Raw genomic sequence first — 24978 nt, 5'->3', positions numbered from 1 at the left:
AATTCAATTCATAAATTAGGAGATGTAAAACATGAATCAAACAGTTAACGTCATCGGGGCCGGACTTGCCGGAAGCGAAGCAGCATGGCAGCTTGCAAAACGGGGGATCAGCGTCCGCCTGTACGAAATGAGGCCCGTCAAACAGACGCCGGCGCATCACACTGACAAATTCGCAGAACTTGTCTGCAGCAATTCGCTTCGCGCCAATTCTTTAACGAATGCCGTCGGCGTATTAAAGGAAGAAATGCGGATTCTTGATTCGGCGATTATCGCCGCCGCCGATGAATGCTCAGTACCGGCCGGCGGAGCGCTTGCCGTGGACAGACACGAATTTGCCGCAAACGTAACGGATAAAGTGAAGAATCATCCGAATGTGACCGTTATTAATGAAGAGGTGACGTCGATTCCGGAAGGACCGACGATCATCGCGACAGGCCCGCTGACTTCCGAGGCGCTGTCAGAGCAGCTCCGGGAGCTCACCGGCGAAGACTACCTGTATTTTTATGACGCCGCAGCGCCGATTGTCGAAAAGGACAGCCTTGATATGGATAAAGTATATTTAAAATCGCGCTATGATAAAGGCGAAGCCGCCTACCTGAACTGTCCGATGACAGAAGAGGAATTCGACCGGTTCTATGATGCGCTCGTGTCCGCGGAAACCGTTCCGTTGAAAGAGTTTGAAAAAGAGATCTTTTTCGAGGGCTGCATGCCGATTGAAGTGATGGCCAAGCGGGGCAAAAAAACGATGCTTTTCGGACCGATGAAGCCGGTTGGCCTGGAAGATCCGAAAACGGGAAAACGTCCGTACGCTGTCGTTCAGCTCAGACAGGACGATGCCGCAGGCACGCTCTATAACATCGTCGGCTTTCAAACGCACTTGAAATGGGGCGATCAAAAAGAGGTTCTCCGTCTGATTCCGGGGCTGGAACAGGCTGAAATCGTCCGGTACGGCGTCATGCACAGAAATACGTTCATCAACTCGCCGAGCCTTTTAAAACCGACGTATCAGTTTAAAAAGCGGGACGATCTGTTCTTTGCCGGACAAATGACCGGGGTTGAAGGCTATGTCGAGTCAGCGGCATCGGGGCTTGTCGCCGGTATCAATGCGGCGCACCTTGTCATGGGCAAAGAGCCTGTCACGTTTTCAGGTGAGACGGCAATCGGCAGCATGGCCCACTACATTACGGAAACGAACAAGAAGAATTTTCAGCCGATGAATGCGAATTTCGGGCTTTTTAAGGATCTGGGGGTTAAAATTAAAAATAAACAGGAACGAAATGAACAGTACGCTTTGCGCGCCTTGGAAACGATTCGAAATATTGCGAAAACACTATAGTTATTCATTGCATGATCAACTTGTTATGTGATACCATTTAAAAGCCCTTTTCGGCGAGGTGGAGTCATGGCAAATGTTAAGAATTTTTTAACTTTATTCATTGAATATTTACAAATAGAAAAGAATTATTCAAAATATACAATTGTGGGTTATATTTCTTCCATAGAGGAATTTGAATCCTTTTTAAAAGTTCAGGGAATAAAGGGCTTTGAAGACGTCACCTATCCAGATGTAAGGATTTTTTTGACGGAGGCTCATGAAAAAGGGCTTACACGCAGAACGATCAGCAAGAAAATTTCCGCTCTGCGAAGCTTCTATAAATTTTTATTAAGGGAAAAATTGGTTAAAGAAAACCCGTTTCTGCTCGTCAGTCTTCCGAAACAGGACAAAAGAATTCCGAAGTTTTTGTATGAAAAGGAGCTTGAAGGACTGTTTCGTATATCTGATTTGGACACGCCGCTTGGCCAAAGAAACCAAGCGCTGCTGGAACTTCTTTATGCCACAGGCATGCGGGTGAGCGAACTTTGCAGCTTAAAGGAATCCGAAGTCGATCTGTTTTTGGAGACGGTATTGGTTCACGGGAAAGGAAAAAAGCAAAGGTATATTCCATTCGGTTCCTATGCCCGCGAGGCTTTGGATCTATATTTTCAAAATGGAAGGCGCGTCCTCCTTGCAAAAGCAAAGGAGCCCGGCCCTTTTGTCTTTTTAAATCAGAGGGGGGGCCCCTTAACTTCAAGGGGGGTCCGCTATATTTTGGATGAGCTGGTCAAGAAGACTTCGGGTACGTTACATATACATCCTCATATGCTTCGCCACACGTTTGCCACCCATTTATTAAATGAGGGGGCCGATTTGCGGAGCGTACAGGAGCTTTTGGGACATTCAAATCTTTCTTCCACCCAGGTGTATACACATGTATCGAAAGACATGCTCAGAAAGACGTATATGTCTCACCACCCCCGTGCTCAAAAAGGGAAATAAAGGAGGTTCTTTTATGTCATCTTTCCATGCAACAACGATATTTGCCATCCGGCATAACGGAAAATGCGCCATGGCGGGTGACGGCCAGGTCACGTTCGGTCAGGCTGTCGTCATGAAGCATACGGCAAGAAAGGTAAGGAAGCTGTTTAACGGAAAAGTGCTCGCGGGTTTTGCGGGTTCTGTTGCAGACGCTTTCACTCTTTTTGAAATGTTTGAGGCGAAGCTTGAGGAATACAACGGCAATCTCCAGCGGGCGGCTGTGGAGCTTGCGAAGGAGTGGCGAAGCGATAAAATTCTCAGAAAGCTTGAAGCGATGCTGATCGTGATGAATGCCGACAGCCTTCTGCTCGTTTCCGGAACGGGGGAAGTAATCGAACCGGATGACGGCATCCTTGCGATCGGCTCAGGCGGGAACTATGCCCTTGCCGCAGGCCGGGCTCTGAAACGCCATGCCTCGGGCCTGACCGCAAAAGAGATTGCAAAGGCATCACTCGAAACTGCGGGCGAAATCTGTGTGTATACGAACGATCAGATCATTGTAGAAGAACTTGAATAGAAAGGATATGAGGCATATGGAAAAAAAGCCGCTGACGCCGAGACAGATTGTTGAACGGCTTGACCAGTACATCATCGGCCAGCTCGACGCGAAAAAAGCGGTCGCCGTCGCTTTGAGAAACCGCTACAGAAGAAGTCTTCTTGATGAAAAGCTGCGCGAAGAAATCGTTCCGAAGAACATTTTGATGATGGGCCCGACAGGAGTAGGAAAAACCGAAATTGCAAGGCGGATTGCCAAGCTCGTAGGCGCGCCGTTCGTTAAAGTCGAAGCGACGAAATTCACGGAGGTCGGCTATGTCGGCCGTGATGTTGAGTCAATGGTCAGGGATCTTGTCGAAACATCCGTACGCCTAGTCAAAGAGGAAAAAATGAATGAAGTCAAAGGCATCGCCGAGGAAAACGCGAATAAACGGCTCGTGCGCCTGCTTGTTCCCGGAAGAAAAAAACAGGCAGGAGCCAAAAATCCTTTTGAAATGCTGTTTGGCGGAAATCAGGATCAGCAAAACGACGAAGCGGAAAAGCAGGAAGAATCAGATATCGAAAACAAACGGAAGCGTATTGCGCATCAGCTCGCTCTCGGCGAACTTGAGGACCATTACGTCACAGTCGAGGTTGAAGAGCAGCAGCCTTCGATGTTTGATATGCTCCAAGGCTCAGGCATGGAACAGATGGGCATGAACATGCAGGATGCCCTCAGCAGTCTGATGCCGAAAAGGAAAAAGCGCCGCAAGCTCACCGTCAGGGAAGCCAGAAAGGTGCTGACGAACGAAGAGGCCGCCAAGCTTATCGATATGGACGAAGCGGCTCAGGAAGCGGTGGCAAGAGCCGAACAATCAGGGATCATCTTCATTGATGAAATCGACAAAATCGCCAAAAAAAGCGGAGCTTCCTCTTCGGCGGATGTGTCAAGGGAAGGCGTACAGCGCGATATTTTGCCGATCGTTGAAGGCTCGACCGTCATGACGAAGTACGGAGCGGTCAAAACAGACCACGTGCTGTTCATTGCGGCGGGTGCATTCCATATGGCAAAGCCGTCTGATTTGATCCCTGAGCTTCAGGGACGTTTTCCGATCCGCGTCGAGCTGAAAAAGCTGAGCATCGATGATTTTGTCAAAATTTTGACCGAACCTGATAACGCGCTTCTGAAACAGTATAAAGCTTTATTAAAGACTGAAGGTATATCTCTTGAATTTTCTGACGATGCTATTCGTAAGATTGCAGAAGTGGCTTATCACGTGAACCAGGACACAGATAATATCGGAGCGCGGAGACTCCATACGATTTTGGAACGGCTATTGGAGGAACTGTCATTTGAGGCTCCGGACGTGATGATGGAACAAGTGGTTATCACGCCGCAGTATGTCGAAGAAAAGCTAGGTTCGATCGCCAAGAATAAGGATTTAAGCCAGTTTATTTTATAAACAATTAAATACGAGTAATTTAGGAGGATCATTTATTATGGCTTTATTACAAAAAACAAGAAAGATTAATGCAATGCTGCAAAATGCGGCAGGGAAGCCGGTTAATTTCAAAGAAATGGCCGAAACGCTTCGCGATGTAATTGATTCGAACATTTTCGTCGTCAGCCGCAGAGGAAAACTTCTCGGCTTCTCTATCAACCAGCAGATCGAAAACGACCGGATGAAAAAAATGCTTGAAGAACGCCAGTTCCCTGAGGATTACACAAAAAGCCTGTTCAACATTCCGGAAACATCATCAAACCTCGACATTAACAGCGAATACACGGCGTTCCCTGTCGAAAACCGCGATCTTTTCCAAGCAGGGTTGACAACGATCGTACCGATCATCGGCGGAGGTGAAAGACTCGGAACATTGATTCTTTCCCGTCTTCAGGAAAAATTTGAAGATGATGATCTGATCCTTGCCGAATATGGCGCAACTGTCGTCGGAATGGAGATTCTCAGAGAGAAAGCCGAAGAAATCGAAGAGGAAGCCCGCAGCAAGGCTGTCGTTCAAATGGCGATCAGTTCATTATCTTACAGCGAGCTTGAAGCGATTGAACATATCTTCGAGGAGCTCGATGGGAACGAAGGCCTGCTCGTTGCAAGTAAAATTGCAGACCGCGTCGGCATTACGCGCTCGGTTATCGTAAATGCGCTGAGAAAACTCGAAAGCGCAGGCGTTATTGAGTCCCGCTCATTAGGGATGAAAGGCACATACATTAAAGTGCTGAACAACAAGTTCCTGATGGAGCTTGAAAAACTAAAGTCTCATTAATCAAAAAGGCTGCAGAACAAAATGTTCTGCAGCCTTTTTTTTGTCAACCTTTATAAATTATATTATTGTAATTTTTTGAAACGATAAACTCAATATTATCAGACTTGTGAGCTCACTAAAAAATATTCTGATATATTTTTTAGTGAGCTCCATTTCATTTGAAAAACATAGTTCTTACAATCTAGGTCAAAAGACCTACCGGTAAAATAGATATATATTACGATTTTTTTTTGCTGTCAGATCATAGACTTTAAGCCTATTATTTCTTACAATAGGCTTATGGTTTTTACAATTCTCGACAAGATTTTAAGACAGATGGAAAAAGATTGGAGGTATTTGGCGGTGGATATATTTTCAGGAACGATTCAAACACTTGAAGGAGCCTTGCAACGAGCGAATGTTAAGCAAAAAGTCATATCCAACAATATCGCCAATGTAGATACACCGAACTACAAGGCGAAAAAAGTATCCTTTAAAAATATGCTGAATGAGGAGTCCTCCCGGATAGATGCAACAAAAACAGACTATAGACATATTGACTTTAAAGGCTGTGAGTCGAATTATTCAATCGCGTCGAGCAAACAAACATCATACCAGCAGAATAGAAACAACGTGGACATTGATCAGGAAATGAGCGAAATGGCTGAAAACCAAATTCAGTACCAAGCACTAGTTGAAAGAATCAGCGGAAAATTCAACTCGCTGAAAACAGCGATTACGGGAGGTAAATGATGGGGGTATTTGGTAGCATCAACATCTCGGCTTCTGCCTTAACTGCTCAGCGTGTCCGAATGGACACCGTTTCTTCCAACCTTGCGAACATGGATACAACAAGAGCCAAGAAGGTGAATGGAGAATGGCAGCCCTACAGGCGGAAGCTTGTATCAACTGCTCCGAAAGGCGAGTCCTTCTCATCCGTTCTGGAGTCATCGATGAATGCATCAAGCAGAATCGGTGAAGGGGTCAAAGTAACAAAAATCAGTGAAGATGAAACGCCTTTTAAGCTTGTTTATGATCCGACACACCCTGACGCAAATGAAGACGGCTATGTACAAATGCCGAATGTCGATCCCCTGAAGGAAATGGTCGACTTGATGAGCAGCACGAGATCTTATGAAGCAAATGTCACAGCAATGAATGCAACAAAAGGAATGCTCATGAAAGCATTAGAAATTGGAAAGTAGGGTGATGAACTTATGATCAACGGAATCTCTCCGTTCCAGGTCCAAGCCGCGCAGGCGGGAACAGACGCAACAAATCAGATCAACAACAGTCAGGCAGGTTCCGCAAACCAAACCAGCTTTTCAAATGTGCTGAAAGATTCTATCAATGCTCTGAATCAATCTCAAAATGAATCTGATAAACTGACAAACGCGCTGGCACTCGGTCAGGATGTCAATCTTGACGAAGTCATGATCGCGGCACAAAAAGCAAACGTGACCTTAACAGCAGCGACAGAATTCCGCAACAAAGCGGTGGAGGCTTATCAGGAAATCATGAGAATGCAAATGTAGGAAAGGAGTCTGAAAGCGAAGAGAATTAGTGTAACTACCGGGGGAGTAAGATGAATCGTACTTTAACGCAAATCAAAACAAAAATAACTGATTTTTGGAATAAAAGATCGAAGCTGCAAAAAATATTAATGATCGGCGGCTTTGCAGCAGCCGTCATCCTTACCATCATCATCGCCATTTTTGCTTCATCAGAGAAGATGGTTCCTCTCTACAAAGACCTGTCTGCTGAAGAGGCAGGACAGATTAAACAAGTGCTTGATGAAAAGGGCGTCTCTTCCGAACTGGCGGATAACGGTACCGTCATCAAGGTTCCTGAAGAGCAGGTCGATTCGCTGAAAGTCGAACTGGCCGCCCAGGGGCTGCCGAAAAGCGGAAGCATTGATTATTCATTCTTCAGCCAAAACGCCAGCTTCGGAATGACGGACAATGAGTTTGACGTATTAAAAGCCGAGGCGACGCAGACGGAACTTTCAAACTTAATCAAAGGCATGGATGGGATCAAGGATGCAAAAGTAATGATCAACATGCCGAAGGATTCCGTTTTTATCGGAGAAGAAAAACCGGAAGCTTCCGCGTCGATCGTTCTGCAGATCAAGCCGGGCTATACGCTGGACAAAGGCCAGATCAACGGCCTTTATCATCTGGTTTCTAAAAGCGTGCCGAATCTTGATCCGAAAAACATCGTCATCATGGATCAAAATTCGAATTACTATGATCAAAACAGCGAGGGCGCCGGAGGCACGGCTGGAGATACATATGCATCGCAGCGTGAGATCAAGACGCAGATCGAAAAAGATCTTCAAAGACAGGTTCAAAGCTTGCTCGGCACGATGATGGGCCAGGATAAAGTCGCGGTATCTGTTACGACAGACATCGACTTTACGCAGGAAAAAAGAAAAGAAGACCTTGTTGAGCCTGTAGACAAGGAAAACATGGCAGGCATTGTCGTAAGCTCGGAAAAAATCAGCGAAACGTACTCTGGTGACGGGGCTAAGGCGGGCGGAGTCAACGGCACAGGTGACAAAGACGTCACCAACTATGCCGAAACTGAAGACGGCAATAATAACGGAAATTACGAAAAAAGCGAAGACCGTCTCAATTACGAAGTTAACAAGATTCATAAAGAAATCGCAGAAAGCCCTTATAAAGTCAGAGATTTAGGCATTCAAGTTTTAGTTGAACCGCCTGATCCTAAAAATCCGGCTTCTCTGACGCAGGAACGGCAGGACGATATTAAAAACATTCTTTCTACAATCGTCCGGACATCGATTGACAAATCTGAGAATAATAACCTGTCAGACGAAGACCTTCAAAATAAAATCGTCGTATCCGTCGAACAGTTCGATGGAAAAACAACGGTTGATACGGCAAAGGATACCGGCGGCATTCCGCTTTGGGTTTATATTGCAGGCGGAGCGGTCTTGATCGCGCTGATCGGTTTGATTTTCTGGCTTGTAAGAAGACGCAAAAATGACGACGAGGAATATGAAGAGGAATGGTATGAAACGCCTCAGGAACCGATAAGAGTTGCGGATGTTAACAACGAAAAAGAGACTGAAGAAACCGTCAGACGAAAACAGCTTGAAAAAATGGCGAAAGACAAACCGGAAGAATTCGCAAAATTACTACGCAGCTGGCTGACCGAGGATTAGGAGGAGTTTTGAAATGGCAAAAATGAAACAAGACAAGCTTACAGGCAAGCAAAAAGCGGCCATCCTCATGATATCCTTAGGGCTTGATGTGTCAGCGTCCGTTTACAAACATTTAACCGACGAAGAAATTGAAAGGCTGACGCTTGAAATATCAAATGTCAGATCTGTTTCGCCACAGAAAAAAGACGAAATTATTCAGGAATTTCATGAAACGGCCATCGCCCAGGAGTACATTTCCCAAGGCGGTATCCATTACGCGAAACAAGTCCTGGATAAGGCGCTTGGCGAAGAAAAGGCGTCAAGCATTATCAACAGGCTCACATCATCCTTGCAGGTCAGGCCGTTTGATTTTGCCAGAAAAGCTGATCCTGAACAAATTCTGAACTTTATTCAGCACGAGCATCCGCAGACGATCGCTTTGATCTTATCCTACCTTGATCCTGTGCAGTCCGGACAGATCCTGTCGGAACTGAATCAGGACGTGCAGGCTGAGGTCGCAAGGCGGATCGCCGTCATGGACCGGACATCACCGGAAATCATCAACGAAGTGGAGCAGATTTTGGAGCAGAAGCTTTCATCGACCTTCACTCAGGATTACACGCAGACCGGCGGCATAGAAGCGGTTGTGGAAGTATTAAACGGAGTTGACAGGGGAACGGAAAAAACGATTCTTGATTCCCTGGAAATTCAGGATCCTGAGCTTGCTGACGAAATTAAGAAGAGGATGTTCGTCTTCGAAGATATCGTTACGCTTGACAACCGGGCCATTCAAAGGGTTATCCGCGATGTCGAAAACGACGATCTGCTTCTGTCCTTGAAGGTCGCGAGCGAAGAGGTCAAAGACATCGTCTTCAGCAATATGTCACAGCGTATGGCTGAAACGTTCAAAGAGGAAATGGAATTCATGGGACCTGTCCGTCTGCGCGATGTTGAAGAGGCTCAATCCAGAATCGTAAGCGTCATCCGGAGACTGGAAGAAGCGGGTGAAATCGTAATCGCCAGAGGCGGAGGGGATGATATCATTGTCTAATATCATTAAACAGCGATTATCATCCGTTCCCGATCAAAAAAAGCGAAAGATTTCTTTAAAAGAAATTAAGCTTCCTGAAACGACGGCCGATCTGGCTGCCGAAGAAAGCCCCGAGCTTCTTATTGACAAGGCGCAGCAACAAGCAAAGGAAATTCACGAAAAGGCGAATGTCGAACTCGAACAGATCCGCCGGCAAATCGAACAGGAAAGAAAAGACTGGGAAGCAGAACGCGAAGCCCTGATCGAACAGGCGAAAAAAGAAGGTTATGAGGCAGGCTTTGAACTGGGGAAGGCTGAGGCGGAAAAATCTTATCAATCCTATTTGGAAGGTGCAAACGCCATCGTCAGGGCAGCAAGACAGGATTATGAGCAAAAAATCGAGCAATCTGCCGAAGACATCATTACGCTTGCCGTTTCCCTGGCGAAAAAAGTATGGAATCAAAAGCCTGATGACAAAGAAGCTTTCATCGTCCTTGTCAAACAGGTGCTGTCTGAGATGAAGGAGTTTGACGAGATTTCCATTTATGTGGACCCGGAATATTACATAGAGGTTCAGAGTCATAAAAATGAGCTTGAAGAGATGCTTCAATACGGTGCACACATCGCGATCTACGCAGATGAAAAAGCGGCAAAAGGCACCTGCTATATCGAAACGGCGTTTGGAAGAATCGACGCCGGCATCGACACCCAATTGCAGCAGCTCAAACAAAAGCTGCTCGATGCACTTGAAACGGCGGGTGAAAGCCGGTGATGATGGATCAGCTTCTGGAGTGTATCGAAACAGCCGATTCTTATAAACGCTATGGAAAAGTAAAACAGGCCGTCGGATTAATGATTGAATCGAAAGGGCCGGAAAGCTCGATCGGTGATGTCTGCAAAATTTATACAAAAGGAGACAGCCGGAAGGTTATTAAAGCGGAAGTCGTCGGCTTCAAAGACCAAAATATCCTTCTGATGCCGTACCTTGAGGCGTCAAATATCGCCCCGGGCAGCATCGTCGAAGCGACGGGCGAATCATTGAGGATCAAGGTGGGCGCCGGCTTGATCGGCCAGGTTGTCGATGCGTTTGGAAATCCGCTCGACGGCAGCATGCTGCCGAAAGGCTTGACTCCGGTTTCGACGGAGCAGGCCCCGCCAAATCCGATGAAACGGCCGCCAATCAGAGAAAAAATGGAAGTTGGAGTCAGATCGATTGACAGCCTTTTAACTGTCGGAAAAGGGCAGCGTGTCGGTATCTTCGCGGGAAGCGGCGTCGGGAAAAGCACGCTGATGGGAATGATCGCAAGGCAAACTGCAGCAGATCTGAACATCATCGCCCTTGTCGGCGAGCGCGGGCGCGAAGTGCGCGAATTCATCGAAAAAGACCTTGGAAAAGAAGGATTAAAGCGTTCGATCGTCGTTGTCGCAACATCTGACCAGCCGGCTTTGATGAGGCTGAAAGCGGCCTATACGGCGACGGCAATTGCCGAGTACTTTCGGGACAAGGGACAAAACGTCATGTTTATGATGGATTCGGTGACAAGGGTCGCCATGGCCCAGAGGGAAATCGGGCTGGCGGCGGGAGAACCGCCGACGACGAAAGGTTATACACCTTCAGTGTTCGCTATTTTACCCCGGCTCTTAGAACGAACAGGAACAAATGAAAGCGGCTCGATCACCGCGTTCTATACGGTTCTTGTAGACGGTGACGATATGAACGAACCGATCGCCGATACGGTAAGGGGGATTTTGGACGGGCATATCGTCCTTGACAGACATCTGGCGAATAAAGGCCAGTTTCCGGCGGTCAATATTTTAAAAAGCATCAGCAGGGTTATGGGAAACATTTCTGAAAAAGACCATATCAAGGCGGCAAACCGCTTCAGGGAACTGTTATCAACCTATCAAAACTCAGAGGATTTAATCAACATAGGCGCATATAAAAAAGGATCTTCGAGAGAAATCGATGAGGCGATACAGTTTCATCCAAAGCTGATCAGCTTCCTCAAACAGGAAGTAGATGAGACCGCATCAATGGAAGACAGCATTTCCTTCTTAAAGAGTCTTACAGGAAGAGAGGAATAAGAATGGCCTATTCATTTAAATTTCAAAAGCTTTTGGAGCTTAAGGAAAATGAAAAAGACCAATCATTCGCTGAATATCAGCACTCGGTTTCCGAATTTGAAAAGGTTGCAGAAAAGCTGTATGAAAGCATGAACAAAAAAGAAACGCTCGAAAAAAACAAGGAAATCAAGCTGCAGTCGGGCATGAGCGTTCAGGAAATGAGACATTATCAGCAGTTCGTCACCAACCTTGAAAACACGATTCACCACTATCAAAAACTGGTTATCATGAAAAGAAACGAAATGAACGAAAAACAGCATGACTTGACGGAAAAAAATATCGAGCTCAAAAAGTTTGAAAAAATGAAGGAAAAACAGCTTGAAATGTTCTTAATACGAAACAAAGCAAACGAAATGAAAGAGATGGATGATATATCCATCACCCAATTTATGACTCATGGAAATTAGGAGCAGAACACGATGAGTGAAGAAAAAAAAACCGGTAAATTTCAGACGTTTTTGTTTTTGATTGTCATTCCGTTCATCTTCTTAGCCATTATTGTCTGTGTCGGATTGTGGCTTTCCGGTGTAGGCATTAAAGATGTTGCCTCACATATTCCATTCGTCAAAGAGCTCGTACCGGACGATAAAGAAAAGGCGGCTACAGCGAGCAAGAGTGATAACAGCCAAACCGAAGAGCTTCAAAAAACGATCAAAGAACAAAAAACGAAAATCGAAAACTTGACAAGCGATCTTAAGACAAGCGATGAAGAGATTCAAAGGCTGAATCAAAAAGTCCGCTCGTTCGAAAAACTCGAAAAAGACGCCAAAAAAGACAGCAAGGACAAAGCAGGCAGCAAAGGGGACAGCGACGAGCAGGCGCAAAAAGTCGTGAAAATTTACCAAAGCATGGACAGCGGCAAAGCCGCCAAAATTTTGAGCCAGCTCAATGAAAAAGAAGCTGTCAAGATTCTGAATGAATTAAACAAGCAGAAGATCAGCGAAATCCTTGCGAAAATGGCGCCTGACAAAGCCGCTGCAATAACGGAACAGCTGTCAAAACTAAAAAAATAAATAAGAGGGGGGAAAAAGTTGAAGCTCCTGGATATGATCTCTTTTGACGGAGCGCCGCCGGCGCAAACGTCGGGGAAAAATGGGAAAACGTCAGCGGGAACGCTGTTTCAGAGCGTGCTGCAAAAAGAAAACCTCTCGTTCAGCGGAAACGCTCAGGGCATGCCGCAACATGCTGACAACCTGAATGAGCTTTTGCAAAAAATCAAGGATTTGCTGTCGGGAACGTCAGCAGGCGAGTTGGATGATAAGCTGCTCAAAGCTCTTGAGGCGCTCATCGGCCAGGGGGCGAAAGATCAGGAGACGGTGTCATTAGCCGAAGAACTCCTGAAGAAAATCGCAGCGCTGCTGCAGCAGAGCGCTGCGCCGGCCGCCGGTCTTGAAGACGTGAATTCATCTGAACCTGCTGATGAGTCAGACGGGGATGAGGCGAAAAGCAACCCGCCTGACAGAGATGCCCTTGCAACGATTCAGCACCTTTTATACACGCTCGTTTATGAACAGCAGCCGCTCGAAAAATCGGCACAAATCTCGTCCATTTTGGAAAAAGGGCCCGAATTTCTCGAGATGCTGAAGAATAAGGGAGCCGCGCCCGAGCTCATTGATGAGCTGAAGCGTCAAATATTTACAAAAGATCCTGACCAGTCAAAACTGTTATCGATGTCAAAGGCTGAGCTGAAAAGCTTTAAGAGCGTCATCGACCAGATGATGAAAAACACCGCGGACACGGGACAAAAGGAATGGAAGATGGCTGAAAGCGAACTGAAGGCCTTTCTTCTTGGCAAAAAAACGGATGTACAGGTTACAGGCAAACCTTTTTTCGTACTCCCGAAAGACGATCAGCCGAAAGCGGATGAAAAACCGGCGCCTTTCCACCAGCAAAGCTTAGGCGTTCAGCAGAAATCAGAATCATTTCTGCTCAAGGTGAGCCAGGCTGCACCAGCCGGTGATCCGGCACCCTCGCAGTCAAAGGGATTTACGGATCAGATTCTCGGCTCATGGAAGCAGATGAAGTATACGCCGTTCGGGAAATCGACAGGCAGCTTTACGATTCGGCTCAATCCTGAAAATCTGGGATTTATCACCGTGAAACTGATCAAACAGCACGGCATGTTCTCGAGCAAAATCATCGCTTCGACACAGTCGGCGAAAGAGCTTTTGGAACACAATCTCGCTCAGCTCAAACAGGCGCTTCCGAGCATGTCGGTGCAGATCGACCGCTTCAGCGTTCCGCTGCAAACCGGAGATCAGCAGCAGTTCGGCCAGCCGGCCGATGATCAAGGAAGGCACCAGCAGCCGAAGCAGGACAGCCGAAGCGAACAGGAAGGCGAAGACTTCCATGAATTTTTAGAAGAGCTTATCGAAAGCCGAGCCCACGATTACGAGGAGGAGATCTAATGTCTGGAACAACAGCTGCCGCAAGAACCGAAACGACGGCTTTGAATGCAACTTCGGCAAAGACGGCGAAATCAAGCGGATCCGACTTAGGAAAGGATGACTTTTTGAAGCTGCTGGTAACACAGCTGCAACACCAGGATCCTTTAAATCCGATGGAAGACCGCGAATTCATCGCACAGATGGCAACTTTTTCGAGCCTTGAGCAAATGACGAATTTAAATTCGACGATGTCAACGTTCGTCGGCCTCCAAGATCCGATGTCAATGTACGTCAGCTGGATTGGTAAAGAAGTCACATACGAAGGCGACAATCATGAAGAAAAAACGGCGCTCGTCAAATCAGTGAAAAGCTCAGACGGCCAATATAAGCTCGTTCTCGACAACGGTAATGAAGTGAGCCCATGGAATGTGACCGCGGTCGGCGAAGCTAGCAAATAAAAACAAAGAATACAGGGAGGAATAGTATATGTTACGTTCACTTTATTCAGGAATCAGCGGAATGAAAAACTTTCAGACGAAGCTTGATGTCGTCGCAAACAACATCTCAAACGTCAATACTGCCGGATTTAAGAAAAGCAGGGTCACCTTTAAAGACATCGTCAGCCAGCAGATTTCAGGGGCGTCTGCCTCAACTGCCAACAAGGGATCAGTAAACGGCAAGCAAGTCGGGCTCGGTTCAACGATCGCCTCCATTGATACCGTTCATTCACCTGCTTCGACTGGGACAACAGGAAGAGACTTAGACATCGCGATCACCGGCGACGGCTACTTCCGGGTCGGCACGGGGAACGAAGTCAGCTATACAAGATACGGAAACTTCCAGTTGTCTGATCAAGGCTATTTAACAACAGCAGACGGACTGTTTGTCTTACAGGCTGACGATCAGAAAATTCAAATTCCGATGGATAATGCGAAAAGCTACTCAATTGGACCTGACGGAACGGTGTCATACGTAGATAAGAATACGAACAACAGCGTAAAAGTCGGACAGATCTCACTTGCGACGTTCAGCAATGCGGCGGGTTTAACCAAAACTGGTGACAACCTTTACCGCGAATCATTAAGCTCAGGGACTCCGCAGATCGTCGCACCTGGCGAAGGATCAGCAGGAGCATTGCAAACAGGTGCTCTTGAAATGTCAAACGTCGACCTTTCGGAAGAATTCTCCGAAATGATCATTGCGCAGCGCGGCTTCCAGTCCAATGCGAAAATCATTACAACCTCTGACGAAATCCTTCAGGAGCTCGTCAATCTGAAGCGATAAGGAGGAAGGCGGGCGCCTTTAGATAAGGCGCCTTCTGTGAAACGATGATCAAGGTTACGCGATTAAACGGACAACCCTTTGTTCTGAACGCATTATTAATCGAACAAATCGAATGTTTCCCAGACACGACGATCACGCTGTCAAACGGAAAAAAATTTGTTGTCAAAGAAGACGAGGATACAGTTGTAGAAAGCATCGTGTCATTCTATCAAAAAATCAACATACTTTCTTGTGACCAAAGAATTGAGGAATCAGAATGAATAAAAAACTTCTAGCAATCATGATGATCATTTTGTTGGCGATCGCCGCACTGGGGACGGCTGCTTTCTTTGTCATTAAAGGAAATGCAAGCGAAAAGGTTGCAAAAAAGGAACCGACGATTGACGAGGTTGTCGAGTCTTCAGTCGCAATCGATGAGATCACGACAAACCTGAAATCAGACAACTACGTCCGCCTTTCGATCAAGCTTGAAACCGATTCGAAAAAAGCGAAGGAAGAGCTTGAAAAACGCGATTTCCAAATCAAAGATACGGTCATTTCCCTGCTCGGAAATATGACGGCTGAACAAATGGATGGAGAAAAGGGAAGAGAAGCCTTTAAAAAGCAGCTCAAAGATAAGCTGAACTCAGAGTATATGAAAGAGGGCAAAGTCAAAAAAGTATACATTACCTCCTTTAATCTGCAGTAGGAAACATATTTGACAGGACCACGGAGGTGAAAAAGAAGATGGCAGGAGAAGTTCTCTCCCAAAATGAAATTGATGCATTGCTTTCAGCGATATCGACCGGAGAAATGGATGCCGATGAGCTGAAAAAAGAGGAGACCGTAAAAAAAGTAAAAGTTTACGATTTTAAACGGGCGCTCCGCTTTTCAAAAGACCAGATCCGCAGTTTAACAAGGATTCACGATAATTTTGCGAGGCTGTTAACAACCTATTTTTCAGCACAACTGAGAACGTATATCCAAATTTCGGTGAGCTCGGTTGACCAGGTTCCGTATGAGGAATTCATCAGATCCATTCCGAATATGACGATCCTCAATCTGTTTGAGGTTCATCCTCTTGAAGGGAGGATCATGATGGAGATCAATCCGACCATCGCCTATGCGATGATGGACAGAGTCATGGGCGGGATCGGAACGAGTCATAACAAAATTGACAGCATGACGGAAATTGAGACGAAAATCATGTCCAATCTATTTGAAAGCAGTCTTGCGAACTATAAAGACGCTTGGGAATCCATCGCGGAAATCGAGCCGGAAATGTCCGATTTTGAAGTGAATCCGCAGTTTGTGCAAATGGTTTCTCCTAATGAGACGGTCGTCGTCATTTCATTGAACACGCAAATAGGGGATATCAGCGGGGTCATCAATCTGTGCATCCCGCACGTCGTTCTCGAACCGATTATTCCTAAGCTTTCCGTCCATTATTGGATGCAATCTGACAGAATTGAGCCAAAACCGGAGGAAACAAAGTCAATCGAAAAGCGGATTATGACGGCCCGAATTCCGATTGTCGCAGAACTCGGAAAATCGGAACTCACAATTGAAGAGTTTTTACAATTAGAAATTGGCGATTGTATCACCTTGGACAAATCAGTAGCAGAACCTCTTACTGTTTTGGTCGGAGATAAACCGAAATTTCTAGGACAAGCCGGCCGCATGAATCGAAAAACTGCGATTCAAATTCTAGATCACGACATAAGAGGTGAAGAATATGGAGAATAACAATAGGTTATCACAGGATGAAATTGATGCGCTGCTGACGGGCGGCGATGACAATAACGGGGAGCAGCCGGAATCAGGACTGTCCCCGATGGAACAGGATACGATCGGGGAAATCGGAAACATTTCCTTTGGGAGCTCTGCAACAGCTTTGTCCACATTGTTAAACCAGAAAGTAGATATTACAACACCGACCGTTTCGGTTATTGAAAAGAGCCATTTAAACGAGGAATTCCCTCATCCTTATGTATCGATCGGCGTGAGCTATACGGAAGGCTTATCAGGCAACAACCTTCTGGTCATCAAGCAGGAAGACGCGGCGATCATCGCCGACCTGATGATGGGGGGAGACGGAACAAATGCAGATCCATCGCTCAGCGAAATTCATTTGAGCGCAGTTCAGGAAGCCATGAACCAAATGATGGGATCAGCAGCGACTTCCATGTCGACCGTCTTCAGCAAGAAGATCGACATCTCACCGCCTGAGGTAGATCTTCTTGACGTGAATGAAGGGGAAGGGACAGACCAGATCCCGAAGGAAGACCCGCTCGTTAAAGTATCTTTCAGATTGAAAGTCGGAGAGCTGATAGATTCCCATATCATGCAGCTTTACCCGCTTACGTTTGCGAAAGAATTGATAGATGAATTAACAAAGCCGCAGGTTGCAGATGAACCGGTACAGGCTGATGAACAACCTTCTGCTCCGGTACAGCCGGCGCCTGCCGCCGCTCCGCAAAGCGCGGCTCCTAAACAAGAGCCTGCCCCTAAAAGGCAAGGAACGGCAAAGGTTTCCGAGCCCGTACAAGTCACGCCGGCCGAGTTTGCGTCGTTTGATCCGCAGCCTGAAGGCCGCACCTCTATGAACAATCTCGACATGCTCATGGACATTCCTTTATCCGTGACGGTTGAGCTCGGCAGGACAAGCCGCAGCGTCAAAGAGGTGCTGGAGCTGTCGACAGGCAGTATCGTCGAGCTTGACAAATTGGCCGGTGAACCCGTCGACATCCTCGTCAACCAGCGGGTTGTCGCAAAGGGCGAGGTCGTCGTCATCGACGAAAACTTCGGCGTCAGGGTAACAGACATTTTAAGCCAGGCTGAACGAATCAGCAAATTACGATAACAACAGATTGATGAAGGAGAGATAAACAATGGCTTACAAGATTTTAGTAGTTGATGATGCAGCATTTATGAGAATGATGATCAAGGATATTTTGGTGAAAAACGGATTTGAAGTGGTCGCCGAAGCTCAAGACGGAGCGCAGGCAGTTGAAAAATATAAAGAGCATTCACCGGATTTGGTGACAATGGACATCACCATGCCGGAAAAAGACGGAATTACCGCTCTGAAAGAAATCAAAGAAATCGACCCGCAGGCGAAAATCATTATGTGTTCTGCAATGGGACAGCAATCCATGGTTATTGACGCGATCCAGGCCGGAGCAAAAGATTTTATCGTCAAGCCGTTCCAGGCTGACCGCGTAATGGAAGCGATCAATAAAACGCTGAGCTAAAGGGTGTACAAGTTGTTGAAAAAATCTCTTATTTTCATAGCCGGCATTTGTCTCACTCTTTTACTCGCTTTGCACACCGCCCCCGCCCATGCTGAGGAATCCGGCGACAAGACGGTTGATCAGCTGTTCGATAAAGGGGCCGGCAAAGACAGTCAGAAAAATGAAAAAGACAAGACGGAGAAAACAAGCAGCAGCAAATCTCTTAAGGAAGGGACGGAGACACCGTCTCCTTCCGTTTCCATATTTGATTTTGTCAAAATGATCGGCGCCTTGCTGTTTGTGATTTTTCTCATCTACGCGTTGGTCAAATTCATGAATAAACGAAACCGGCTGTTAAAACCGTTTCAGTACGTTGAAAACATCGGCGGTGCGCCGCTCGGCCAAAACAGGTCCGTACAGCTGGTGAAAGTGGGGAACAGGGTGCTTGTCGTCGGTGTCGGCGAAAACATTCAGCTCCTGAAGGAGATCGATGACGAACAGGATGTAAAAGAAATTCTCGCTCAGCATGAGGCTGCAATGAACAGCAAGATCGAATGGCAAAAATGGGTGGATCAAGTCAAAGGTCCGGGCGCGCAAAAACGAGGCGGGCTGCCTTCGTTTTCTGAATCGTTAAAAGCGCAGCTTGCAGAACTTAAACAAAACCATGCAAAAGGCAGAAAGAAAGGCCAAAATCAACATGAATGAATTTATCAATTTATTTAATTCAAGCGATGCGGCAAATGTCAGCGCCAGCGTCAAACTCCTGCTGCTGTTAACCGTGTTTTCGATCGCTCCGGGGATTTTGATCATGATGACGTGCTTTACAAGGATCGTCATTGTTTTGTCTTTTGTCCGGACATCTCTGGCAACGCAGTCGATGCCGCCAAACCAGGTGCTGATCGGACTCGCATTATTTTTAACCTTTTTCATTATGGGACCGACATTTTCAGAGGTTAACAAAGATGCCCTGACCCCGTTAATGGATAACAAAATCAGCTTGGACGAGGCCTACACAAAAGCCGAGGCTCCGATCAAGAAATTCATGAGCAAGCACACGAGACAGAAGGATCTGGCGCTGTTTATGAATTACGCGAAGATGAAAACGCCCGACTCCATTGATGACATTCCGCTTTCAACAATGGTGCCCGCGTTCATCATCTCGGAATTAAAAACCGCATTTCAAATGGGATTTATGATTTTTATTCCGTTTTTAATTATCGATATGGTAGTGGCGAGTGTTTTGATGTCGATGGGGATGATGATGCTTCCTCCGGTCATGATCTCACTGCCGTTTAAAATTTTGCTTTTTGTCCTTGTAGACGGCTGGTATTTAATCGTTAAATCTTTGCTGGAAAGCTTTTAGAGTAGGTGCTGAAAATGAGTTCGGAATTTGTTATATCGATTGCCGAAAGAGCGGTGTACGTAACGTTGCTCGTCAGCGGGCCGCTGCTTGCGCTCGCTCTTCTGGTGGGGCTGATCGTCAGCGTTTTTCAGGCAACGACCCAAATACAGGAACAGACTCTTGCATTCATACCGAAAATTGTCGCCGTTTTGGTGGGACTCGTCATCTTCGGGCCGTGGATGCTGTCGACGATTTTGTCTTTTGCAACCGAGCTGTTCTCGAATTTAAATCGTTTTGCAGGGTAGCTTGAACATGTCAATGATTGAATTAATTCCAGCCTTTTTACTTGTGTTTGTCAGGATCACGGCATTTTATGTAACGGTCCCTCTATTTTCTTATCGGACAGTTCCAGCTATTCATAAAATAGGTTTTGCATTTTTTCTTGCGCTTGTCAGTTTCAGCACGATCGAAAAGCCTCCCCACCTTGATGTTGACGGCTTTTACATGCTGCTTGTCATGAAGGAGGCGCTTGTCGGGCTTCTTCTGGGGCTCATCGCCTACATGATGCTGTCAGCGGTTCAGATTGCCGGATCGTTTATCGACTTTCAGATGGGATTCGCGGTGGCAAACATCATCGATCCCCAAACGGGGGCGCAAAGCCCGCTAGTCGGTCAATTTTTATACACGATGGCGCTGCTTTTGATGCTGAGCCTGAATGCGCACCATTTATTGCTCGATGGCATCTACTACAGCTATCAGTACATTCCGGTTGACCATCTCGGGCTGTCGTTTGGAAACGCGCAGTTTGCCGAGTTCATCGCGAAAAGCTTCAATACGATGTTCATTACGGCTTTTCAATTATCTGCACCCGTTGTTGCGAGCTTGTTTTTGGTTGATTTGGCGCTCGGCATCGTGGCGAGGACGGTGCCTCAGCTGAACGTCTTTGTCGTCGGTCTTCCGCTGAAAATCGCGGTCACCTTTATCATGCTTATCATCTGTATGGCGGTTATGTTCAGCATGATGCAAAACGTGTTCGAATTCGCCGTCAGGACGATGAGAGATCTACTAACTTTGCTTGGGGTGGCACGATGAAGCTGACGTTGGATTTGCAATTTTTTTCAGGTGAAAAAACGGAAAAAGCAACGCCGAAAAAACGGCGGGAGACAAGAAAAAAAGGACAGGTTGCCAAAAGCGCGGACGTCAATACCGCAGTTACGCTGTTTATCGTCTTTTTGTCCCTGCTGTTTTTCGGATCGTATATGAGGGATCATCTGCTCGGTCTCATCGAAAGGTTTTACCACGATCTGCTCATGATGAAGGTGACGGAGACCAATATCCCTGTACTCTTTCGGGATCTGTCGCTGGAAGCCGGCATGATTTTGGCGCCGATCATGCTTGCGGCTCTCATTTCAGGGGTTTTGAGCAACTACATGCAAGTGGGATTTTTATTCGCGCCTGAGGTGGTCAAGCCCGATCTTGCTAAACTGGATCCGCTGAAAGGGTTCAAGCGGATTTACAGCATCAGGGCGATCGTTGAGCTATTAAAATCCATTTTAAAGATCGTTGTCGTCGGAAGCGTGACCTTCACAGTCCTGTGGCAAAACTTCGGCGGAATTCTCAGGACCCCATTGCTGACCCCCGGAAAAGCTCTGTCATATGTCGGCTGGCTCTCCTTTTTGATGGGGGTGTCGGCAGCGGTTGCCTTGCTTTTTCTTGCGGCGCTCGATTACCTCTATCAGAAATTTGATTATGAAAAAAATATTCGGATGTCAAAGCAGGACATCAAAGACGAATACAAAAAGACCGAGGGCGACCCGTTGATCAAATCCAAGATCAAGCAAAAGCAAAAAGAAATGGCGATGCGCCGCATGATGCAGGAGGTTCCGAAGGCAGACGTCATCATTACGAACCCGACCCATTATGCGGTCGCCTTGAAATACGACGAAAACAAAATGGATGCTCCGTTTATCGTGGCCAAAGGGGTCGATCTGGTGGCCCTGAAAATCAGACAGATTGCAAAAGAGCATGACGTCATGACGGTTGAGAACAGACCGCTTGCAAGAGCGCTCTATGATCAGGTTGAGATTGAACAGGCCGTACCGGAAGAATTTTTCAAAGCCATAGCCGAAATCCTGGCTTATGTGTATAAAGCAAAGCAAAAAATATGAATTTTTCAGTTTTAAAAGGAGAGAAACAGCATGTCAGCAAGAGATTTATCAGTTTTATCAGGCGTTGTCCTCATTGTGGCAATGCTTATCATACCCTTTCCACCATGGTTGTTGAGCGTTTTAATTATCGTGAATATTTCTCTTGCGTTAATCGTGCTTCTCACCACAATGAACATGCAAGAACCGCTGCAGTTTTCGATTTTTCCTTCATTATTGCTGCTGCTGACGCTGTTCCGATTAGGGCTTAACGTTTCAACGACGCGCTCGATCCTTTCAAACGGAGACGCGGGCAAAGTCGTTGAGACGTTCGGATCATTCGTCGTCGGCGGCAATGTGTTAGTCGGTCTTGTCGTCTTTATTATTCTGATCATCATCCAGTTTATCGTCATTACAAAAGGGGCGGAGCGGGTTTCCGAAGTCGCTGCGAGATTTACGCTTGACGCCATGCCGGGAAAACAGATGAGCATTGATGCTGATCTGAACGCCGGAATGATTACTGAGCATGAAGCGAGGACGCGCCGGGAAAAAGTCGCGCGCGAAGCGGATTTCTACGGGGCGATGGACGGTGCCAGCAAATTTGTCAAAGGCGACGCCATCGCAGGGATCATCATCGTGCTGATCAACGTGCTTTGCGGCATCGTCATCGGCATGCTGCAAAAACAGATGACCATTCAGGAAGCCGCATCCCACTTCACGCTGCTGTCCGTGGGGGACGGTATTGTATCACAGCTGCCCGCGCTTTTGATTTCGACGGCAACGGGTATCGTCGTCACGAGAGCCGCCTCGGACGGCAACCTCGGACAGGATATTACAGGCCAGCTGTTTGCCTATCCGAAGCTTTTATACGTGACAGCCGGTACGATTTTTGCTCTCGGGATTTTCACGCCGATCGGACTCCTTTTGACAGGGCCGCTCGCCCTTCTCCTCGCTTTTGGCGCCTACATGCTTTCTAAGGCCGGTCAAGAGAAGGAGAAAGTGGAAGATATTTTAGAGGAAGAAGCCGAAGTCGATGAGCTGAAAAGCCCGGAAAGCGTCATACACCTGCTTGATATCGATCCGATCGAATTTGAATTCGGCTACGGGCTGATTCCCCTGGCTGATGCGAATCAAGGCGGAGACCTTTTGGACAGGATCGTCATGATCAGGCGCCAGCTTGCGATCGAACTCGGACTCGTCATTCCGGTCGTCAGAATCAGGGATAACATTGCCCTGCAGCCGAACGAGTACAGGTTGAAAATCAAAGGAAATGAAGTGGCGAAAGGCGAGCTTCTCCTTGACCACTATTTGGCGATGTCCCCGACGGGTGAGGACGATGACATCGAGGGGATTGACACGGTCGAACCGTCCTTTGGCCTTCCGGCTAAATGGATACCAGAGTCTCAAAAGGATCAGGCTGAAATGCTCGGATATACGGTCGTCGATCCTGCTTCAGTCGTCTCAACCCATATTACGGAACAGGTGAAAAAGCATGCCCACGAACTGCTCGGCAGACAGGAAACAAAGCAGCTCATCGACCATTTGAAAGAATCGTATCCGGTTCTCGTCGAAGAGGTGACGCCGAATCCTCTGTCTGTCGGCGACATTCAAAAAGTGCTTGCTAAGCTTCTGAAAGAAAAAGTATCCATCCGGAATCTGGTGACGATTTTTGAAACATTGGCTGACTACGGAAAACTGACGACGGATTCTGACATGCTGACCGAATATGCACGGCAGTCTCTCGCCAAGCAGATTACCGCACAGTATGCAAAAGAAAACGAGATGCTGAAGGTCGTGACCTGCTCAGGACGCGTTGAGAAGGCGGTAGCTGAAGGCATCCAGCAGACCGAACACGGCAACTATTTATCTCTTGAACCGTCAATCTCGGACAATATCATTCAATCTGTAGCAAGGGAAATCGAGCAGCTTTCCTTAAGGCAGGAAGTGCCGATTCTCCTCTGTTCACCGCCGGTCAGGATGTACGTCAAACAGCTTTTGGAGCGGTATTTCCCTGATCTTCCGGTTCTGTCATATAACGAACTGGAGGCCAACGTAGAAGTTCAAAGTATCGGAGTGGTGGATATCCAATGAGAATCAAAAAATTTGTAGCCGGTTCGATGCAGGAAGCCACAAAGCAAATTAGACACGAGCTTGGAAATGACGCCGTTATCTTAAACTCCAAAAAGATTCAGATGAGGCGCTTCCTCGGACTCGTCAAAAAACAGGGCGTTGAAGTGATCGCCGTTGTCGATCAGGACTTTTCCGATACGAGAAAAACGAAGCAGCAGCAGGTGCAGCCTGCTTTTCGCGAGCCCGCTTTCCTCCCGGAAAACCCGGTGCAGCTTGAGCTTGCAAGCCAGGTGAAAGAGCTGAAGGCGCTTTTAGAAACGCGGCACGAACAGCCTGCCGATGTGCTGCCGGAGCCTTTAAAACAAACAGACAGGCTCCTGGCGAAACAAGGGGTATCGCAAGCGATCCGGACGAAAGCGTTGAGCAGGCTGCTCAGCACGTCCTTCCAGGCGGGGGAACAATGGACGGATGACAAAGCGCTTCGCCGTGTAACCGAGATTTTAGCAGAGCTTCTTCCGGAAAATCCGGAAGAAAATGCGGCGATCCGTTCGAAATATATCGTCCTTTTTGGATCGACCGGCGTCGGCAAAACGACGACGCTTGCCAAACTTGCCGCCTCATCGGTGCTTGAGAAGCAAAAGAAGATCGCCTTCATTACAACGGACACGTACCGGATCGCCGCGGTTGAGCAATTGAAAACGTATGCCGAACTGTTAAATGCACCGCTTGAAGTGTGCTATACGAAAGAAGAATTTAAAACGGCCCAGCAAAAATTCGCCGATTTCGATCATGTGTTTATCGATACGGCGGGCCGCAATTTTAAAGACGGGCAATATGTCAGGGAACTGAAGGAAATCATTCCGTTTGAGCGGGGGATTCAGGCGTTTCTCGTTTTGTCCGCCACAAGCAAATACGAAGATATGAAAGAGCTCGTCAAGCAGTTTTCAAGCATTCCGATCGATCAGCTCATTTTAACGAAGGTGGATGAAACCGACTCGCTCGGAAGCGTCATGAATCTGCTTGCCGAATCGAGGATCGGCCTCGGCTATATTACCAACGGCCAGAACGTTCCCGAAGATATTCGTTCTGTATCAAATGCATCTTTTGTCAAATTGCTTACGGGGTGTTGA

The 24978-nt window shown here is 47.0% G+C and carries 29 protein-coding genes; all 29 read left to right on the top strand.

Annotation, left to right across the window (positions count from 1 at the left end; genetic code table 11):
- Positions 1-31: 31 nt before the first annotated feature.
- The 29 genes from trmFO to flhF all read left to right on the top strand — a co-directional run bounded on the left by trmFO (position 32) and on the right by flhF (position 24978).
- The gene (gene trmFO / locus NSQ39_RS10900; protein WP_046128971.1) at positions 32-1336 is read left to right on the top strand and encodes an FADH(2)-oxidizing methylenetetrahydrofolate--tRNA-(uracil(54)-C(5))-methyltransferase TrmFO; all 1305 of its coding nucleotides are present in this window, start codon (positions 32-34) and stop codon (positions 1334-1336) included.
- A 66-nt stretch (positions 1337-1402) separates the two neighbouring features.
- Positions 1403-2317 (top strand): tyrosine recombinase XerC, encoded by a 915-nt coding sequence (gene xerC / locus NSQ39_RS10895; RefSeq protein ID WP_216898996.1) that lies wholly within the window; start codon positions 1403-1405, stop codon positions 2315-2317.
- Between the two features lie 13 nt (positions 2318-2330).
- Positions 2331-2873: an ATP-dependent protease subunit HslV gene (gene hslV, locus NSQ39_RS10890; protein WP_048354622.1), complete on the top strand. Its 543-nt coding sequence runs from the start codon at positions 2331-2333 to the stop codon at positions 2871-2873.
- A gap of 16 nt (positions 2874-2889) precedes the next feature.
- Positions 2890-4293: an HslU--HslV peptidase ATPase subunit gene (hslU, locus tag NSQ39_RS10885; protein ID WP_216898998.1), complete on the top strand. Its 1404-nt coding sequence runs from the start codon at positions 2890-2892 to the stop codon at positions 4291-4293.
- A 37-nt stretch (positions 4294-4330) separates the two neighbouring features.
- A complete protein-coding gene (codY, locus tag NSQ39_RS10880) occupies positions 4331-5110 on the top strand; it encodes a GTP-sensing pleiotropic transcriptional regulator CodY (protein WP_006638180.1) in 780 nt (259 codons plus the stop codon).
- A gap of 342 nt (positions 5111-5452) precedes the next feature.
- Positions 5453-5842 carry a flagellar basal body rod protein FlgB gene (flgB, locus tag NSQ39_RS10875; RefSeq protein ID WP_175076216.1) on the top strand — a complete coding sequence of 130 codons (390 nt, stop codon included), beginning with the start codon at positions 5453-5455 and terminating at the stop codon, positions 5840-5842.
- Positions 5842-6294 carry a flagellar basal body rod protein FlgC gene (flgC, locus tag NSQ39_RS10870; protein ID WP_046128966.1) on the top strand — a complete coding sequence of 151 codons (453 nt, stop codon included), beginning with the start codon at positions 5842-5844 and terminating at the stop codon, positions 6292-6294. The genes flgB and flgC overlap by 1 nt, the downstream gene beginning before the upstream one ends.
- Positions 6295-6306: 12 nt before the next feature.
- Entirely contained in the window at positions 6307-6624 is a 318-nt protein-coding gene (fliE, locus tag NSQ39_RS10865) for a flagellar hook-basal body complex protein FliE (protein ID WP_175076217.1), read from the top strand.
- Between the two features lie 50 nt (positions 6625-6674).
- Complete coding sequence (gene fliF / locus NSQ39_RS10860) at positions 6675-8276, top strand: flagellar basal-body MS-ring/collar protein FliF (protein WP_175076218.1); 1602 nt, start codon at positions 6675-6677, stop codon at positions 8274-8276.
- Positions 8277-8289: 13 nt separating this feature from the next.
- On the top strand, positions 8290-9306 hold the full coding sequence (gene fliG / locus NSQ39_RS10855) for a flagellar motor switch protein FliG (RefSeq protein ID WP_046128963.1): 1017 nt from the start codon (positions 8290-8292) through the stop codon (positions 9304-9306).
- Positions 9290-10057: a flagellar assembly protein FliH gene (gene fliH, locus NSQ39_RS10850; RefSeq protein ID WP_175076219.1), complete on the top strand. Its 768-nt coding sequence runs from the start codon at positions 9290-9292 to the stop codon at positions 10055-10057. Before fliG ends, fliH begins: the two co-directional genes overlap by 17 nt.
- Complete coding sequence (gene fliI / locus NSQ39_RS10845; RefSeq protein ID WP_175076220.1) at positions 10057-11370, top strand: flagellar protein export ATPase FliI; 1314 nt, start codon at positions 10057-10059, stop codon at positions 11368-11370. The genes fliH and fliI overlap by 1 nt, the downstream gene beginning before the upstream one ends.
- Before the next feature lie 2 nt (positions 11371-11372).
- Positions 11373-11816, top strand: a complete 444-nt coding sequence (gene fliJ, locus NSQ39_RS10840; protein ID WP_175076221.1) for a flagellar export protein FliJ — start codon at positions 11373-11375, stop codon at positions 11814-11816.
- 12 nt (positions 11817-11828) lie between these two features.
- Entirely contained in the window at positions 11829-12422 is a 594-nt protein-coding gene (locus NSQ39_RS10835) for a MotE family protein (RefSeq protein WP_175076222.1), read from the top strand.
- Between the two features lie 18 nt (positions 12423-12440).
- The gene (locus NSQ39_RS10830) at positions 12441-13817 is read left to right on the top strand and encodes a flagellar hook-length control protein FliK (protein ID WP_175076223.1); all 1377 of its coding nucleotides are present in this window, start codon (positions 12441-12443) and stop codon (positions 13815-13817) included.
- Positions 13817-14254, top strand: coding sequence for a flagellar hook assembly protein FlgD (gene flgD / locus NSQ39_RS10825; protein WP_175076224.1), 438 nt, complete (start codon positions 13817-13819; stop codon positions 14252-14254). Before NSQ39_RS10830 ends, flgD begins: the two co-directional genes overlap by 1 nt.
- Positions 14255-14282: 28 nt before the next feature.
- Positions 14283-15080, top strand: coding sequence for a flagellar basal body rod protein FlgG (flgG, locus tag NSQ39_RS10820; RefSeq protein WP_175076225.1), 798 nt, complete (start codon positions 14283-14285; stop codon positions 15078-15080).
- A gap of 44 nt (positions 15081-15124) precedes the next feature.
- Positions 15125-15340: a flagellar FlbD family protein gene (locus NSQ39_RS10815; protein ID WP_046128955.1), complete on the top strand. Its 216-nt coding sequence runs from the start codon at positions 15125-15127 to the stop codon at positions 15338-15340.
- Positions 15337-15768: a flagellar basal body-associated protein FliL gene (gene fliL / locus NSQ39_RS10810; protein WP_046128954.1), complete on the top strand. Its 432-nt coding sequence runs from the start codon at positions 15337-15339 to the stop codon at positions 15766-15768. Before NSQ39_RS10815 ends, fliL begins: the two co-directional genes overlap by 4 nt.
- 38 nt (positions 15769-15806) lie before the next feature.
- Positions 15807-16805, top strand: a complete 999-nt coding sequence (gene fliM / locus NSQ39_RS10805) for a flagellar motor switch protein FliM (RefSeq protein ID WP_046128953.1) — start codon at positions 15807-15809, stop codon at positions 16803-16805.
- Positions 16795-17922, top strand: a complete 1128-nt coding sequence (gene fliY / locus NSQ39_RS10800) for a flagellar motor switch phosphatase FliY (RefSeq protein WP_046128952.1) — start codon at positions 16795-16797, stop codon at positions 17920-17922. The genes fliM and fliY overlap by 11 nt, the downstream gene beginning before the upstream one ends.
- A 28-nt stretch (positions 17923-17950) precedes the next feature.
- The gene (locus tag NSQ39_RS10795) at positions 17951-18313 is read left to right on the top strand and encodes a response regulator (protein ID WP_003181796.1); all 363 of its coding nucleotides are present in this window, start codon (positions 17951-17953) and stop codon (positions 18311-18313) included.
- A 15-nt stretch (positions 18314-18328) separates the two neighbouring features.
- Positions 18329-18997 (top strand): flagella biosynthesis regulatory protein FliZ, encoded by a 669-nt coding sequence (gene fliZ, locus NSQ39_RS10790; protein ID WP_046129017.1) that lies wholly within the window; start codon positions 18329-18331, stop codon positions 18995-18997.
- Complete coding sequence (fliP, locus tag NSQ39_RS10785; RefSeq protein ID WP_046128951.1) at positions 18990-19655, top strand: flagellar type III secretion system pore protein FliP; 666 nt, start codon at positions 18990-18992, stop codon at positions 19653-19655. Before fliZ ends, fliP begins: the two co-directional genes overlap by 8 nt.
- A 14-nt stretch (positions 19656-19669) precedes the next feature.
- A complete protein-coding gene (fliQ, locus tag NSQ39_RS10780; RefSeq protein WP_046128950.1) occupies positions 19670-19939 on the top strand; it encodes a flagellar biosynthesis protein FliQ in 270 nt (89 codons plus the stop codon).
- Between the two features lie 7 nt (positions 19940-19946).
- Positions 19947-20726 (top strand): flagellar biosynthetic protein FliR, encoded by a 780-nt coding sequence (fliR, locus tag NSQ39_RS10775; RefSeq protein ID WP_046128949.1) that lies wholly within the window; start codon positions 19947-19949, stop codon positions 20724-20726.
- Positions 20723-21802 (top strand): flagellar biosynthesis protein FlhB, encoded by a 1080-nt coding sequence (gene flhB / locus NSQ39_RS10770; protein WP_046128948.1) that lies wholly within the window; start codon positions 20723-20725, stop codon positions 21800-21802. The genes fliR and flhB overlap by 4 nt, the downstream gene beginning before the upstream one ends.
- Positions 21803-21832: 30 nt before the next feature.
- Positions 21833-23869, top strand: a complete 2037-nt coding sequence (gene flhA, locus NSQ39_RS10765) for a flagellar biosynthesis protein FlhA (protein ID WP_046128947.1) — start codon at positions 21833-21835, stop codon at positions 23867-23869.
- Complete coding sequence (gene flhF, locus NSQ39_RS10760; RefSeq protein WP_046128946.1) at positions 23866-24978, top strand: flagellar biosynthesis protein FlhF; 1113 nt, start codon at positions 23866-23868, stop codon at positions 24976-24978. The genes flhA and flhF overlap by 4 nt, the downstream gene beginning before the upstream one ends.

Source organism: Bacillus sp. FSL W8-0848 (assembly GCF_038007805.1).
Classification (GTDB): domain Bacteria; phylum Bacillota; class Bacilli; order Bacillales; family Bacillaceae; genus Bacillus; species Bacillus glycinifermentans.
Note: the sequence above shows the minus strand (reverse complement) of the source record. Positions and strands in the feature narration are given on the sequence as shown.